Source organism: Streptomyces sp. NPDC002817 (assembly GCF_053592055.1).
Window position 1 is genome coordinate 135,249 of record NZ_JBSFUY010000003.1, and the last position, 13,167, is coordinate 148,415.

At 70.8% G+C, this 13,167-nt stretch carries 14 protein-coding genes and 1 tRNA gene; 5 read left to right on the forward strand and 10 right to left on the reverse strand.

Features of this window, described 5'->3' with window-relative positions; translation table 11 throughout:
* Nucleotides 1-280 precede the first annotated feature (280 nt).
* The 5 genes from ACWD3I_RS06605 to ACWD3I_RS06625 all read right to left on the reverse strand — a co-directional run bounded on the left by ACWD3I_RS06605 (nucleotide 281) and on the right by ACWD3I_RS06625 (nucleotide 4,258).
* Complete coding sequence (locus ACWD3I_RS06605; RefSeq protein WP_266890246.1) at nucleotides 281-847, reverse strand: SigE family RNA polymerase sigma factor; 567 nt, start codon at nucleotides 845-847, stop codon at nucleotides 281-283.
* 185 nt (nucleotides 848-1,032) lie between these two features.
* Nucleotides 1,033-2,199 (reverse strand): lipid-transfer protein, encoded by a 1,167-nt coding sequence (locus ACWD3I_RS06610; protein ID WP_365394762.1) that lies wholly within the window; start codon nucleotides 2,197-2,199, stop codon nucleotides 1,033-1,035.
* Nucleotides 2,196-2,639: a MaoC family dehydratase gene (locus ACWD3I_RS06615; protein WP_365394761.1), complete on the reverse strand. Its 444-nt coding sequence runs from the start codon at nucleotides 2,637-2,639 to the stop codon at nucleotides 2,196-2,198. The genes ACWD3I_RS06610 and ACWD3I_RS06615 overlap by 4 nt, the downstream gene beginning before the upstream one ends.
* Nucleotides 2,626-3,576, reverse strand: a complete 951-nt coding sequence (locus ACWD3I_RS06620; RefSeq protein ID WP_365394905.1) for a bifunctional MaoC family dehydratase N-terminal/OB-fold nucleic acid binding domain-containing protein — start codon at nucleotides 3,574-3,576, stop codon at nucleotides 2,626-2,628. Before ACWD3I_RS06620 ends, ACWD3I_RS06615 begins: the two co-directional genes overlap by 14 nt.
* Before the next feature lie 367 nt (nucleotides 3,577-3,943).
* Nucleotides 3,944-4,258 (reverse strand): hypothetical protein, encoded by a 315-nt coding sequence (locus ACWD3I_RS06625; RefSeq protein ID WP_109497067.1) that lies wholly within the window; start codon nucleotides 4,256-4,258, stop codon nucleotides 3,944-3,946.
* A 347-nt stretch (nucleotides 4,259-4,605) separates the two neighbouring features.
* Between ACWD3I_RS06625 and ACWD3I_RS06630 the strand changes: the two genes are divergently transcribed.
* Complete coding sequence (locus ACWD3I_RS06630) at nucleotides 4,606-5,472, forward strand: bifunctional DNA primase/polymerase (protein WP_365394759.1); 867 nt, start codon at nucleotides 4,606-4,608, stop codon at nucleotides 5,470-5,472.
* 71 nt (nucleotides 5,473-5,543) lie between these two features.
* A complete protein-coding gene (locus ACWD3I_RS06635; RefSeq protein WP_365394757.1) occupies nucleotides 5,544-5,975 on the forward strand; it encodes a hypothetical protein in 432 nt (143 codons plus the stop codon).
* 16 nt (nucleotides 5,976-5,991) lie between these two features.
* Here the strand turns inward: ACWD3I_RS06635 and ACWD3I_RS06640 are convergent, their stop codons facing one another.
* From ACWD3I_RS06640 to ACWD3I_RS06650, 3 genes are all read right to left on the reverse strand, one after another.
* Nucleotides 5,992-6,420, reverse strand: a complete 429-nt coding sequence (locus tag ACWD3I_RS06640; protein ID WP_365394755.1) for an ASCH domain-containing protein — start codon at nucleotides 6,418-6,420, stop codon at nucleotides 5,992-5,994.
* 123 nt (nucleotides 6,421-6,543) lie between these two features.
* Nucleotides 6,544-6,633, reverse strand: a tRNA-Ser gene (locus ACWD3I_RS06645).
* Nucleotides 6,634-6,696: 63 nt separating this feature from the next.
* Nucleotides 6,697-8,181, reverse strand: a complete 1,485-nt coding sequence (locus tag ACWD3I_RS06650) for a S1C family serine protease (RefSeq protein ID WP_365394753.1) — start codon at nucleotides 8,179-8,181, stop codon at nucleotides 6,697-6,699.
* Between the two features lie 259 nt (nucleotides 8,182-8,440).
* Between ACWD3I_RS06650 and ACWD3I_RS06655 the strand changes: the two genes are divergently transcribed.
* The 3 genes from ACWD3I_RS06655 to ACWD3I_RS06665 all read left to right on the forward strand — a co-directional run bounded on the left by ACWD3I_RS06655 (nucleotide 8,441) and on the right by ACWD3I_RS06665 (nucleotide 11,194).
* Nucleotides 8,441-9,250, forward strand: coding sequence for a glycerophosphodiester phosphodiesterase (locus tag ACWD3I_RS06655; protein ID WP_365394751.1), 810 nt, complete (start codon nucleotides 8,441-8,443; stop codon nucleotides 9,248-9,250).
* A gap of 153 nt (nucleotides 9,251-9,403) precedes the next feature.
* Nucleotides 9,404-10,042 carry an ATP-binding protein gene (locus ACWD3I_RS06660; protein WP_365394749.1) on the forward strand — a complete coding sequence of 213 codons (639 nt, stop codon included), beginning with the start codon at nucleotides 9,404-9,406 and terminating at the stop codon, nucleotides 10,040-10,042.
* A gap of 186 nt (nucleotides 10,043-10,228) precedes the next feature.
* Nucleotides 10,229-11,194 carry a DUF5926 family protein gene (locus tag ACWD3I_RS06665; protein ID WP_365394747.1) on the forward strand — a complete coding sequence of 322 codons (966 nt, stop codon included), beginning with the start codon at nucleotides 10,229-10,231 and terminating at the stop codon, nucleotides 11,192-11,194.
* 256 nt (nucleotides 11,195-11,450) lie between these two features.
* Here ACWD3I_RS06665 and ACWD3I_RS06670 read toward each other — a convergent pair whose 3' ends face one another.
* Together ACWD3I_RS06670 and ACWD3I_RS06675 are read right to left on the reverse strand one after the other, a co-directional pair.
* On the reverse strand, nucleotides 11,451-12,050 hold the full coding sequence (locus tag ACWD3I_RS06670; RefSeq protein WP_365394745.1) for a hypothetical protein: 600 nt from the start codon (nucleotides 12,048-12,050) through the stop codon (nucleotides 11,451-11,453).
* A gap of 56 nt (nucleotides 12,051-12,106) precedes the next feature.
* Nucleotides 12,107-12,772, reverse strand: a complete 666-nt coding sequence (locus tag ACWD3I_RS06675) for a bifunctional DNA primase/polymerase (protein ID WP_365394743.1) — start codon at nucleotides 12,770-12,772, stop codon at nucleotides 12,107-12,109.
* Nucleotides 12,773-13,167: the final 395 nt, after the last annotated feature.

Consider the following 13,167-nt stretch of genomic DNA (forward strand, 5'->3'; position numbering starts at 1 on the left):
GGACCAGGCCGCCTCGGAGCGGTGGGCCCGCCCCTGCGGACCAGGCCGCCTCGGAGCGGTGGGCCCGCCCCTGCGGACCAGGCCGCCTCGGAGCGGTGGGCCCGCCCCTGCGGACCAGGCCGCCTCGGAGCGATGGGACCCGCCCCTGCCGTCGAGTTCGGCTCGGAGCGGTCGAAGCCCGCTTGCCGTGGCCAGGACCTCCCTGCCGCGGCCAAGACCCGAACCGTGCGAAGCGGCCGCCCGCTCCAGCGGGCGCGCGCCCGCGACGGAACAACCGCTCCTAGCGGACCAGCCCCAGCTCCGGGTCCTCCCGCAGCTTGCCCAGCGCCCGGGACACCGCGGACTTCACCGTGCCCACCGACACCCCGAGCACCTCGGCCGTCTGGACCTCGCTCAGATCCTCGTAGTACCTGAGGACGACCATCGCCCGCTGCCGGGCCGGCAGTTTCATGATCGCCCGCCACATCGCGTCGTGCAGCGCCTGCTGCTCGGCCGGGTCGTCCCCGCCGGGCGTCAGCTCGGGCTCCGGGATCTCGTCGGTCGCGAACTCGTCCACCTTGCGCTTGCGCCACTGCGATGTGCGCGTGTTCAGCAGCGCACGACGCACATAGCCGTCCAGCGCCCGGTGGTCCTCGATCCGCTCCCAGGCGACATACGTCTTGGTGAGCGCGGTCTGCAGCAGGTCCTCCGCGTCGCACGGGTTCGCGGTCAGCGACCGGGCGGTACGCAGCAGCACCGGCTGGCGGGCCTTCACGTACGACGAGAAGGAGGGGTACGTCGCGTACGGGCGGGTCTGCCTCGCCGGTACCGCGACGTCCGAAGCGCTGGTGCAGACGGGTGTGGTCATGGCTCCACGCTAGGAGCGAGGAGGCCATCCGCTCATCGGCCGCAGGTCCCGAAGACGAGTCCGCCTCAGGTTGTAGGGGTGGGGGTGGCTCCACCTCCTGAGGGTGGACGAGGGGGTGGGGACTACTGCGGGACGACCCCTGAGGGGTACACCCGTCCTCGCAGACGGGCCCGCCTTGCGAGGGCTCAGCCTTCCCCCGAGAGCACCAGCCCCGAGGTGGGCACCCCCGTCCCCGCCGTCACCAGGACCCGGCCCGCGCCGGATATCCGGTTCACCGCCGTCCCCCGGATCTGACGCACTCCCTCCGCGATCCCGTTCATCCCGTGCAGATACGCCTCCCCCAGCTGTCCTCCGTGAGTGTTCAGCGGCAATCGCTCCCCGGCCACGAAGTCCGCAGCCTCCCCCTTCCCGCAGAACCCGAACTCCTCCAACTGCATCAGCACGAACGGCGTGAAGTGGTCGTACAGGATCCCCACGTCGATGTCGGCCGGCGTGAGCCCCGAGGTGCGCCACAACTGCCGGGCCACGACCCCCATCTCCGGCAGGCCCGTCAGGTCGTCGCGGTAGAAGCTGGTCATCTGCTCCTGGGCCCGGCCCGCTCCCTGGGCTGCCGCGGCCACGACCGCCGGCGCGTTCGGCAGATCACGTGCCCGCTCCAGGGACGTGACGACGAGGGCCTGGGCGCCGTCCGTCTCCTGGCAGCAGTCGAGGAGGCGGAGCGGCTCGACGATCCAGCGTGAGGCGGCATGGTCGGCGAGGGTGATCGGACGGTCGTGGAAGTACGCCGCCGGGTTGGTCGCCGCGTGTCTGCGGGCGGTGACGGCCACCTGCCCGAACGCCTCCGGGGTCAGACCGTAGGTGTGCAGATAGCGCTGGGCCGCCATCGCCACCCAGGACGCCGGGGTGAGCAGCCCGAACGGCAGGGACCAGCCGAGCGCGACCCCCTCCGCGGAGGGCTCGCGGTGCTGCACGCCCGAGCCGAAGCGACGCCCCGACCGTTCGTTGAAGGCGCGGTAGCAGACCACCACCTCGGCCACGCCCGTCGCCACCGCCAGCGCCGCCTGCTGGACCGTCGCACAGGCCGCTCCGCCGCCGTAGTGGACGCGGGAGAAGAAGGACAGCTCGCCCATCCCGCACGCCTGGGCCACGGTGATCTCCGGGTTGGTGTCCATCGTGAACGTCACCATCCCGTCCACGTCGGCCGGCGTCAGCCCGGCGTCGTCCAGCGCGGCCCGCACCGCCTCCACGGCGAGCTTCAGCTCGCTGCGGCCCGAGTCCTTGGAGAACTCGGTGGCGCCGATACCGACGATCGCCGACCGTCCGCCGAGGGTGTCCCGGGTACGGACGCTCATCGGGCACCTCCTGAGGCCGTCCCCGACGGCATCTCCGGCGGCGCAACCGGCGGCGCATCCGGCGGGACGGTGACGGTCACCGTCCCGGTGACATGTCTGCCGACGCTGTTCTCGCCGACCACGCGGACGGTCGCGGTGTCGCCTTCGACCTCCTCGACCGTGCCCGTCAACACCATGGTGTCTCCCGGGTAGTTGGGGGCGCCCAGACGGATGGCGACACGGCGGAGCTCGGCCGTAGGACCGAAGTGGTCCGTGATGTAGCGGCCGACCAGGCCGTTGGTCGTCAGGATGTTCATGAAGATGTCGGGGGAGCCCTTCTGCCGGGCCAACTCCGCGTCGTGGTGGACGTCCTGGTAGTCGCGGGAGGCGACGGCGCCTGCGACGATCAGCGTGCGGGTGACCGGGATCTCCAGCGCGGGGAGCTGCTCACCGACGTACATGGGACCCCTCCTCGTGCGACCCCTTCCCGTACAAGCCTTCCTCGGCCCGGAAGACCGGGAGCACCAACTCCTCGTCGCACTCCCTGAATTCGAGCCGCACGGGCATGCCGATCCGCACCTTGTCGTACGGCACCCCGGTCACGTTGCTGATCATTCGCACGCCTTCCGTGAGCTCTATCAGGCCGACCGCGTACGGAGGGTCGAAGGCCGGGAAGGGCGGGTGGTGCATGACGACGTACGAATGGACCGTGCCGCTACCGCTCGCCTCGACGGTGTCCCACTCCGGGTGGCCGCAGGTGTTGCAGCCGGGCAGCCAGGGGTGGCGCAGGGTGCCGCAGGCGGTGCAGCGCTGGATGAGGAGGCGGTGTTCTCGGACGCCTTCCCAGAAGCCGACGTTGTCGCGGTTGATGACGGGGCGGGGGCGGTGGGGTGCCTTGTCCGGCTGCCGCTGTCGCGCGGACGCGGGGGCGTATTTGAGGATGCGGAAGCGGTGGGTGCCGGCGAGGTCGGGGCCGACGCGGATGTCCATACGGGTCGTGACGAAGTGACCCGTGCCGAGCTTCGTCGTCTTGCGGGACGACACCGACTCGATCACCGCGTCGAAGGTGATCTCGTCGCCGGGGCGCAGGGGGCGGATGTACTCCTGCTCGCAATCGGTGGCGACGACCGAGGTGCAGCCCGCCTCGTCGAGGAGGGTCAGCAGTTCGTCGTAGGCCGACGCGCGGCCCGTATGGCCGGAGAGGCCGCCCATCGTCCACGCCTGGAGCATGGTGGGCGGGGCGATGGCGTCCGGGCCGCAGTAGGCCGGGTTGGTGTCGCCCATGGCCTCGCACCAGTGCCTGATCATGGGCGCGTTGACGGGGTCCTTGCCGGTGCCGGAGACTGCGGCGGGCCGGCCCTCGTACGCCTTCAGTCGCTGCTCCAGTTCGTCGGCCATGGCCTCCCCCTCGTCCTCGTGGTCCCGTTCGTCCCGCCCGTTTCGTATCGACACTTCTGGTACACCGCTGCCGCCGCCGGGGTTCCCACGACCTCGCCGAAGATTTCTGACTGTCCGTCAGATGGCGTGCACTGTCAAGGCGGATGGTCATCGGCCCGGCCGGAGCCGACAGGACCGGCCGGAGCCGACAGGACCGGCCGGAGCCGACAGGACCGGCCGGAGTCGACGGACCCGCCCCCGACGCCCGTGGCCGTGCGCACAAACACCTGCGCGGCGATGCCGAAGCACCGCCGCGCAGACGTGTCGCACCCCACGAAGCACACCCGGTCGGAGACCGGGGCCGCCGCCGGAGCGGCGGCCCCTCAGCTCACCACCACAGCGGGGTGAAGTTGATGGACGTGTTGTCGTTCCCCTGATTGATGGCCGTGAACGCGGAGCCGTTGACCTGCGCGGTGTTGCTCTGGTTCGAGGCACCGGAGCCCACCGCGTTCTGCTGCGTGGTGGACGAGTTGCCGTTGTTGGTGCCACCGACACCGCTGCCGACGATGCTCGCGACACCCGCGTTCGATCCGTCGTCCGCGAAGCCACCGTTGTCCGCCGTCGCGACGCCGGTGAAGAGCGCGGCGGCGAGCGGAAGGGCGGAGACGGCGGCGATGACGCGGGCGGTACGGATGCTTGCCATGTTCTTCCTCCAGAATCCGGCTTCATAGCCGGAAGTACGTCAAGTAAGGCTGTTTCCCGGGCAGTTGGCCGACCGCCTCGGAGTCGATCACGACGTCGCGAGATCAGAGTTGCCCACCGAATCCCCGGCGAACCAGCCCGGAAGCGACCATTCCCCCTGAAGCGTGAGGACAAGTCGATAAACCCTTTTCGCGACCTTGAGCATCAGGTCAGGGTGATGCGGGCAGACCATCCCCAAGCGCCGCAAGAGGTGAAGCGTTCCGGCGCTTTTCCGGCCAACCCGCCCCGCTCGGCGAGTCGCCCTGGAATACGCTTCCCTTTCTCGAACAGGTGTACGAAAATAGAGTCATGGCCACCACAGACCGGCAGGCCACGACGCTGGCCCTCGCCCACGCCCTGTCAGCCGCCGAACGCGGCCTGGCCGTCATCCCCCTGTCCCGCACGAAGCTCCCGGCCCTGCGCTCCCCGCACCGCGACGACCCCGAGGCCCCGCCCTGCCACGGCGAGTGCGGCCGCTTCGGCCACGGGGTCTACGACGCCGCCACCGACCCGAACCGCATCCGCGAACTGTTCGCCGCGGCCCCCTGGGCGACGGGCTACGGCATCGCCTGCGGCCTCCCGCCCCACCACCTGATCGGCATCGACCTCGACACGAAATCGGACACGGACTCCTCGGCGGCCCTGCGCGAGCTGGCCCTGCGCCACCTGTTCACGATCCCCGCCACGGTCGTCGTCCTGACCCCCAGCGGCGGTCGCCACCTCTGGCTGAGCGGCCCAGCGGACGTCGTCGTCCCCAACTCGGCCGGCCGCCTGGCCCCCGGCATCGACATCCGTGGCGCCGGCGGCTATCTCGTCGGCCCCGGCTCCCGCACCGACCACGGCGTCTACGCGACGGCCCCCGGTACGGCCCATCTGGCCCCCGCCGCCTGTCCGCCCGCCCTGCTCCGCCTCCTGCTGCCCCCGCCCCGCACCCACCACCCCACACCCCCGTCGGCCGGCGACCACGGTCAGGGCCTGGTCCAGTTCGTCCTCGCCGCGCACGAGGGACAGCGCAACACCCGCCTGTTCTGGGCGGCCTGCCGCGCCTACGAGAACGGCATCGGCCCCGCCCTCGTCGACCCCCTGGTCGACGCGGCCCTCAACACCGGCCTGACCGAGCGCGAGGCCCGCGCGACGATCGCGTCGGCGGCACGGATGACGGGGCACCGGCCTTAAGGCATGTACGCACCGGCGTCGGCCATGAAATTCACGGGAGCTCGATGCACCACCGCCCTAGAGTGCCGACCATGACACTGGCCCGCCTCGTCCTGACCTCCGGCCGCAGCGTCGACCTCTCCGAGCTGTGGCTCTCCTCGACGTACGGCGGAATGCTGGAGGGCTATCCCTGCAAGCCGGTCAACGAGATGAAGATCAAAGGCCTGTTGCGATCGGCGGAGCGGGAGTCCCCGCGGACGCCGGTCCATCTGGTCCCGCCCTCGCGGGAGTACCCGGACCAGTACGCGGGCGCGTTCGGCCCGGTGGAGGTGCTCCCCTCGGTGGCGTGCGTGGGCCGCTTCCGCTCCGACGCCATGGATCCGGCCCACGATCCGGTCCTGTACCGGTCAGGCCTTACGGTCATCTGGTTCCAGCCCACGACCCGGGTGCCGTCGGGCTGCGACGCGGAGGCGGGGCTGCGGGACGTGGCGTGGGACGAACTGGCCCGGGACCACGAGCTGTAGCCGAACCCGCGCGGGACTATGCGCCGGCGGGGACGACCCGGAAGCGCTCGGCGACGACCAGAGTGTCGTCATCGACGACGAACTCCGGGTCCTTGAGGAGCTCCCGCAGCTGATCGCCGTTCCAGAACTTCTCATGCCCGGCCCGCCATTGGGCGACGGACTCGTCCCCCTCACCCTCGTCCAGCACATGCTGCAGATCCACCTCGCCGAGCGGCAGCACCCGTACGTCCGTGATCTCCACGACGGCGATCCGCCGCTCCGCGGAATCGAGCAACGCAAACCGCTCCCCGACCTGCGGCAGCGCCTCGCCCTCGGCCTCGTACTCCCTCAAGAGCCCCGTCGTCGACGTCTTCGCACCGGAGAGGACGGCCGCCACGAGCCTGTCGCGCAGGGGGCCGGGGAAGGCGAGTTCGAACGGCGGCAGGTCGTCCATGGCAACGGGCATGGGGCGAGCGTATGTGACAGCCCTCGCGACCGGAGCAGGATGAAGCCGGTCCGGGAGGCGCGACTGCGGAAGGGGTGCAGCCGACTCGGCTGCACCCCTTCTGGCTCGGCTCTACGCCGTCCCTGGCGGAAGCGGTGGGATTTGAACCCACGGTGACATCGCTGCCACGACGGTTTTCAAGACCGTTCCCTTAGGCCGCTCGGGCACGCTTCCCCGCGCCGCAGGTGAGCGGCGGCGCGGGGACCAGAGTAACCGGTGGGCACGCGCGCGCGTGGGTCAGCTGTCGCCCTCCCGGGAACCCAAGGTGAGATCCACGGTGTTGGTCTTGCCGTCGCGTTCGTAGGTGATCTTGACCTTGTCGCCCGGCTGGTGGGTCCAGATCTCGCCGATGAGGGTGGGGCCGGAGTCGATGACCCGGTCGTCGAGCTTGGTGATGACGTCACCGGGCTTGAGGCCCGCCTTGGCCGCCGGGCCGCCGGCCTCGACCGCGTCGGAGCCGCTGGCGCCCTGCTCGGTGATCTTCGCGCCGCCCGTGGAGTCCTCCAGGGAGACCGAGGCGCCGATCTTGGCGTACACCGGCTTGCCGGTCTTGATCAGCTGCTGGGCGACGTACTTGGCCTGGTTGATCGGGATGGCGAAGCCGAGACCGATCGAGCCGGACTGGCTGGTGCCGCCCAGGCCGCCGTTGCTGCTGGACTGGATCGCGGAATTGATGCCGATCACATTGCCCTGGGCGTCCAGGAGGGGGCCGCCCGAGTTGCCCGGGTTGATCGAGGCGTCCGTCTGCAGGGCGCTCATGTAGGACGCGTTCGAACCGCTGCCGTCGCTCGACGCGACCGGGCGGTTCTTCGCGCTGATGATGCCCGTCGTGACCGTGTTGGAGAGGCCGAAGGGGGCGCCGATGGCGATCGTCGAATCGCCCACCGCCACCTTGTCCGAGTCGCCCAGCGTCAACGGCTTCAAGTCGCTCGGCGCGTTCTTGAGCTTGATCACCGCCACGTCGTAGCCCTGTGCGTGACCCACCACCTCGGCGTCGTACTTCTTGCCGCTCGGGAAGGTCGCGGTCAGCTTGCCGCCGTCCACCGCATCCGCCACCACGTGGTTGTTGGTGACGATGTGGCCTTCGGTGTCGAAGACGAAACCGGTGCCGGTGCCGCCCTCGCCGCTGCTGGACTCGGCCTGGATGGTGACCGTGCTCGGCAGCGCCGTGGCGGCCACACCCGCGACCGTGCCGGCGTCGCGCTTGACGGAGCCGCCGCTGTCGGAGGCCGAGACGGTGGTCGACGAGGTGTTGTCGTCGTTCTTGGCCAGGGTGTAGCCGAGGCCGCCGCCCAGGCCGCCCGCGACCAGCGCGGCGATCAGGACCGCCGCCATCAGGCCGCCGCGGCCGCGGCCGGACTTCGGCGCGGGCTGCTGGTAGGTGGCGCCCCAGCCATCGGCCCCGGCACCGCCAGAGCCGCTGTCGGCGTACGTCGGGATGGCCGGGGGCGGGGGCGGCCAGGAGCCGTCCGGTGCCTGGCCCGGGGCAGTGCCGCCCTGCGGACCGCCCGCGCTCACCGAGGCGTACGCCGGTGCCTGGCCCGCGTGGACCAGTTCCTGCTCCGGTGCGCCGGGGGCGTGCGGGGGCGTCGTGGGGAGCGGGGTCGTCGGGGCGCCGCTGTCGGGCGCGGTCGCCTGCGGGGAGGCTGCGGGGGAATCCACCGGCACGGGAGGTGCGGACGGGGCCGGGGGTACCGCAGTGCCCTCGTTCTCGGTGCTCACAGCTTTTCTCCTCGATCCACGGCTGTTGTCCTAAGGTCGCACTCGGTCACGCTCGTTCACGCTTGCCGACGGTCCGGCGCGATGCAGCTGTGCATGTGCTTTTGTATGCCGTCAGCTTTTCCCACAGGCCGTCAGAGCACCATAAGCGGTGGCTGTGGGTCCGCGACTTTTCTTTATATGGGACCTGTCCGGCGAACCGGACGCATCTCGGCGCCCTCCTCGTGCGACGCGTACCCCGGTGCGATGGCACCATGACGCGGTGACCCACGCACGGCAGCAAAGCATTCAGGTCGTCGCCCACCGTGGAGCCTCCGAAGAGGCCCCGGAGCACACTCTGGCCGCGTACAAGAAGGCGATCGAGGACGGTGCCGACGCCCTCGAGTGCGATGTGCGCCTGACCGCCGACGGCCATCTCGTCTGCGTCCACGACCGACGCGTCAACCGTACGTCCAACGGGCGCGGGGCGGTCTCCGCCCTGGAGCTGGCCGACCTGGCCGCCCTGGACTTCGGCTCCTGGCGGAACCGGGACGAGGAGCCCGACTGGGAGCACCGCCCGGAGGACCGTGAGGACACCTCCGTACTGACGCTGGAGCGGCTCCTCGAGCTGGTCGCGGACTCGGGGCGGCGGGTCGAGCTGGCCATCGAGACCAAGCACCCCACCCGCTGGGCCGGGCAGGTGGAGGAGCGGCTTCTCGTCCTGCTGAAACGGTTCGGGCTGGACGCGCCCGCCTCGGCGGCCGACTCCCCGGTGCGGATCATGAGCTTCTCGGCCCGCTCGCTGCATCGCGTGCGTGCCGCCTCGGCGGCGCTGCCCACGGTCTATCTGATGCAGTTCGTCTCGCCCCGGCTGAGGGACGGTCGGCTTCCGGCGGGCGTCCGCGTCGCGGGGCCCTCGATCCGGATCGTGCGCAATCACCCGGCGTACATCGAGCGGCTGAAACGAGCCGGTCACCAGGTGCACGTGTGGACGGTGAACGAGCCCGAGGACGTCGATCTCTGCGTCGAGCTCGGCATCGACGCGATCATCACCAACCGACCGCGCGCAGTCCTGCGCCAGCTGGGCAGATAACCAAAACGCCGACAACTGGTAAAGACCTGTGACGACATCTTGACCCGGCACCCCTGACACCCGCATTCTCCCAACCCGGCCATAGCGTCGAAATCCGGCCAAGCGATTACAGGGTGTGCTCCGGCGCGTTCGGACCGTATTCGATCGTTACGAATGCGTCAGCAGACCTTGATTGGCCGGTTTCCGGTACAGGCCAATGGGGCATCCACACCGTGGCGTGGGGCAAAGGAGGTCTCGGGGGTGGCGTTGGTGGTGGCACAGGAGGTGCCCGCGTCGTCGAGCATGGCCGTACCCCATGGCCCTGCGGGCGTGGGGAAAGCAAGACACCGGATGCGTTCTCAGCTACGCACGGGTGGCGTGTCGGAAGCGGTCATCGACGACGCCGTACTGATTCTTTCCGAACTCTTGAGCAATGCGTGCAAGCACGGCCGGCCACTGGGCGACGCCCTGGCCGGGGACGGCGATGTCCGCGCTGCCTGGCGGGTGGACACCGGTGGCAGACTCACGGTCGAGGTGACGGACGGCGGCGGGCCCACCCGCCCTGCTCCGGCCACGCCCTCGGTCACCGCACACGGCGGCCGCGGGCTGAACATCATCACCGCACTGTCCGACGACTGGGGCGTCAGGGACGACGCCCGCGGCGAGGTCACGGTCTGGGTCGTCGTCCACGACGACGTGCACGATCCGGACGCCTGTCACCGCCGCGACGACTTCGCCGCGCGCATCACGGCCCCCTCGGTGTCGACGATCGCCGATCTGGACTTCGCGGACGCGTTCACCGACCTGGACTAGACGCTCCGCCGGGGGGCCGCGGTGGTCCGTCCTCGGCCGCGGCTCCGTCGTGGCCGGTCGCGCAGTTCACCGCACCCCTACAGGGCGCTGCCGAACCGCCGGGGTTGTCCACAGGCTCCCGTCGGTCACCCCATGAACGGCTAGGCTCCCGCCGTACGAGACCAGCCGTAACCGGGAGACCTCACGATGGCCAAGAAGCGACCCCAGACGAAGGCCAAGCGCCCGCAGATCGCCGACGGGGAGGTCCCGGTCGTCGGTGCCCGCGAGCCCTGCCCCTGCGCCAGCGGCCGCCGCTACAAGGCCTGTCACGGCCGGGCCGCCGCACACGCGGTGACCGAGCTGGTGCAGCGCCCGTTCGAAGGGCTGCCGGGCGAGGGCGACTGGGTGGCACTGCGCGAGCTGGTGCCGGCCGCCACGGTCGAGCTGACGCTGAAGGGCGGCCTCCCCGAGGGCGTCCCGTCGGTCTCGCTGGCCACGGTGCTGCCGATGGCCTGGCCGGCACTGCGCCGCGAAGACGGCTCGGTGCTGCTGGGCCTGCAGAACGACACGGCGTCCGGCGACATCAGCCGCGACCTCGCCGACACCCTCCAGCGCGCCCTCACCGCCGACCCGGGCACCCCGGTCCAGGGCCGCCGCGCCCCCGCCGACGGCCCGCGACTGCAGGATCTGCTCGACCCCGAAGGCACGTTCGAGCCAGTCGTGCACACGGGCTTCGAGTTCTGGGTGCCGGACGCGGAGAACTCCACCCCGGAGGTGGCCGCCTCCCTGGAGCGGGCCAACGCCGCGGCCATCCCGACCGCCAAGCTCCAGGGCGTGGACGCCGCCTACTGGTGCGAGACGCCGGACAAGAACCACCTGCGCTGGGTCATGCCGTATCCCGAGGAGCAGCTTCTGGACGCGCTCGCGCGGCTGCACGCGGCGGGCCGGGCCGGCCTCGGCGAGGGCACCCGGCTCGTGGGTTCCTTCCGCGCGCACGGGCTCACCGTGCCGGTCTGGGACCTGCCGAGCGGGGTCACCGCGGAGGACGTGGAGAAGCCGGCGGCCGAGTTCGCCGAGCGGCTCACCGGCGCGCTGGCCTCGGACGCTCCGCTCACCGCGGACGAGCGTCGCGCGCGTGGCGGGCTGACCAACCGACAGGTCACGCTCAGCTGACACACAGGTTCGAAACCCGGGAGCTGCTGACTGGTCGGTCAGCGGCTCCCGGGGCTTGCGGGGTGCCGGGACCCACTCACAACTCCCGTCGGGAGCAAGTGAGTCGGTGTCCGGAAAGCCGATGAATAAGCGAGATCGAATTTGCGAACAGCCGATCTCTTGTTACCGTTCCAGTAGCCCGGTTGCTGGTGCATCCCCCGTCGCCAGCAACCGGGTCTTTCTTTGCGCCGTTCCGTTTACGCAACGCTGCCGGGCGTCAACTGCCCGTGTACGCCCCGGAGTTGCTTCCGGAACGCAGCAGGAGCGGCCCCCGACCGCCGCGCCCCGCGAACTCCGCGACCGCCGTGTACGCGGCCGGTTCGCCCTGGGTACGCTCCCTGGGCGTCTCGCAGGTCCCCGGCTCGTCGCCCGCACCCACGGCGCAGTGCATCTGCACGGTGCGGCCAGCGGGGCCCATGAGGCTGAGGACGGATTCCAGCGCGCCCCCGGTGACGTTGCGGTAGTAGGTGCGCGCCCAGGTCTCCTCGCCCTGCGTCAGGACACAGGTCTGCGCCTCGATGCCCTCGGGGGAGGTGAGTTCGGGTCCGCAGCGGGCGGCGGTGGCCAGGCCCAGGCCGAGCAGCCACGGCGAGCTGGTGGGGGCGGCGACCTTGTGATCCTCGTGCGCGCCATCAGGTGCGGCGCCCTCTTCGCGTACGGCCGCCTTCTCACGTACGGCGGCCTCATCGCGTACAGCCGCCTCATCGCGTACGGCGGCGTGGCGCTCCTCGCCCACCTGTCCCGCGGACGCCACGGCCAGCGGCAGCGCGACCGCGCACACCACGACGCCCGTCAGGGCAAGCAGACGAAGGTTCATGAAAGGGACGATAACGAGCGCGCGCGGGCGGCTGGTTCCGCGCGCGCCCGACACCCTTACAACTCGGGCGCGCTCACACCCGTACGAGTGAGGGCGTCCACCACCGCGTCCACCACGGCCTCGACATCGGGCACCCACGGGGAGGCCGAGCCGGGCAGCGGAGCACGCTCCCAGTGGATGGCGCCCCGGCCCGTCTCGGACGGGGGCAGCGCGACATAGCCGCCCTCGCCGTGGAAGCGCAGGGAGCCGGGGACGAAGTCCTTGGCGTACAGCAGTTCGCCCAACTGCTCCATGGAGTACGGCTTGACAAGAATCGCCCAGCGGGTGGGCGAGGCGACCACCGGTCCGAGGCGCATGCCCTGGCGGTCGAGGGCGGCCAGCGCACGGGAGCCCGCGAGGGCCGGCAGGGACACCGCGCAGGGTGCCGTGCCGCCGGTGGCGAGGACGATCGGCGCCGCGGGCCTGTTGGTCCACCACCAGCGCACCATGCGCTCGTCGGTGGTGGCCGCGAGGAGCCCGGGGTCGAAGGGATGCGCGCCGGGGACCGTGCACTCGGGGTCGGGGCAGCTGCAGCGGGCCCGACCCTGCGGGTCCGGTGCCGCGCCCGGGAGTACGGGCCACTGCCATTCCGTCGCGAAGGTCAGGGCCGCGCTGATCAACTCAGGCCCCCCGTCGTTCCGCTTGGACAGGAGCCTGCGTGCCTTTCCGAGGATCTCGCGCATGAGCGCTCGTTCCTTTCCGTTGCACCGCTGGCAACACCGTGGGCCACATCACACCATGTGTCGATCACTGCACTGTGCGTACCTGTTGGCGCATCACACCCCTGTCCGAGACAAGGGGAACCCCTATGGGTCGAGCGTTGGCTGCGTCCGCGGCAGCCTGACCCACACTGCGTCTATCAAAAGCATGGGCGTGGCGTGGGGGTGGCGAAGTCTGGCGTTTTGCCGTCCCGCGTGTTTCTCCTCGCCTCCGCCACGGAGGATGGGGCACGGTCGTCGGTGGTTAAGACGCCCGGGTCCGTCACCAGGTTCCGGGTGGATGTCAACCACCCCTGGCTTTCTCCGAGTACGTACCCATCACGACCGCTGTGACGCTCAGTGGAGCAAGGCCAGTCGAC

Excerpts from the sequence above, each read along its gene's own strand:
- ACWD3I_RS06605 (WP_266890246.1), bottom strand. The coding sequence starts at position 847 with ATGACCACACCCGTCTGCACCAGCGCTTCGGACGTCGCGGTACCGGCG.
- ACWD3I_RS06610 (WP_365394762.1), bottom strand. The coding sequence starts at position 2,199 with ATGAGCGTCCGTACCCGGGACACCCTCGGCGGACGGTCGGCGATCGTC.
- ACWD3I_RS06615 (WP_365394761.1), bottom strand. The coding sequence starts at position 2,639 with ATGTACGTCGGTGAGCAGCTCCCCGCGCTGGAGATCCCGGTCACCCGC.
- ACWD3I_RS06620 (WP_365394905.1), bottom strand. The coding sequence starts at position 3,576 with ATGGCCGACGAACTGGAGCAGCGACTGAAGGCGTACGAGGGCCGGCCC.
- ACWD3I_RS06625 (WP_109497067.1), bottom strand. The coding sequence starts at position 4,258 with ATGGCAAGCATCCGTACCGCCCGCGTCATCGCCGCCGTCTCCGCCCTT.
- ACWD3I_RS06630 (WP_365394759.1), top strand. The coding sequence starts at position 4,606 with ATGGCCACCACAGACCGGCAGGCCACGACGCTGGCCCTCGCCCACGCC.
- ACWD3I_RS06635 (WP_365394757.1), top strand. The coding sequence starts at position 5,544 with ATGACACTGGCCCGCCTCGTCCTGACCTCCGGCCGCAGCGTCGACCTC.
- ACWD3I_RS06640 (WP_365394755.1), bottom strand. The coding sequence starts at position 6,420 with ATGCCCGTTGCCATGGACGACCTGCCGCCGTTCGAACTCGCCTTCCCC.
- ACWD3I_RS06660 (WP_365394749.1), top strand. The coding sequence starts at position 9,404 with ATGCGTCAGCAGACCTTGATTGGCCGGTTTCCGGTACAGGCCAATGGG.
- ACWD3I_RS06665 (WP_365394747.1), top strand. The coding sequence starts at position 10,229 with ATGGCCAAGAAGCGACCCCAGACGAAGGCCAAGCGCCCGCAGATCGCC.
- ACWD3I_RS06670 (WP_365394745.1), bottom strand. The coding sequence starts at position 12,050 with ATGAACCTTCGTCTGCTTGCCCTGACGGGCGTCGTGGTGTGCGCGGTC.
- ACWD3I_RS06675 (WP_365394743.1), bottom strand. The coding sequence starts at position 12,772 with ATGCGCGAGATCCTCGGAAAGGCACGCAGGCTCCTGTCCAAGCGGAAC.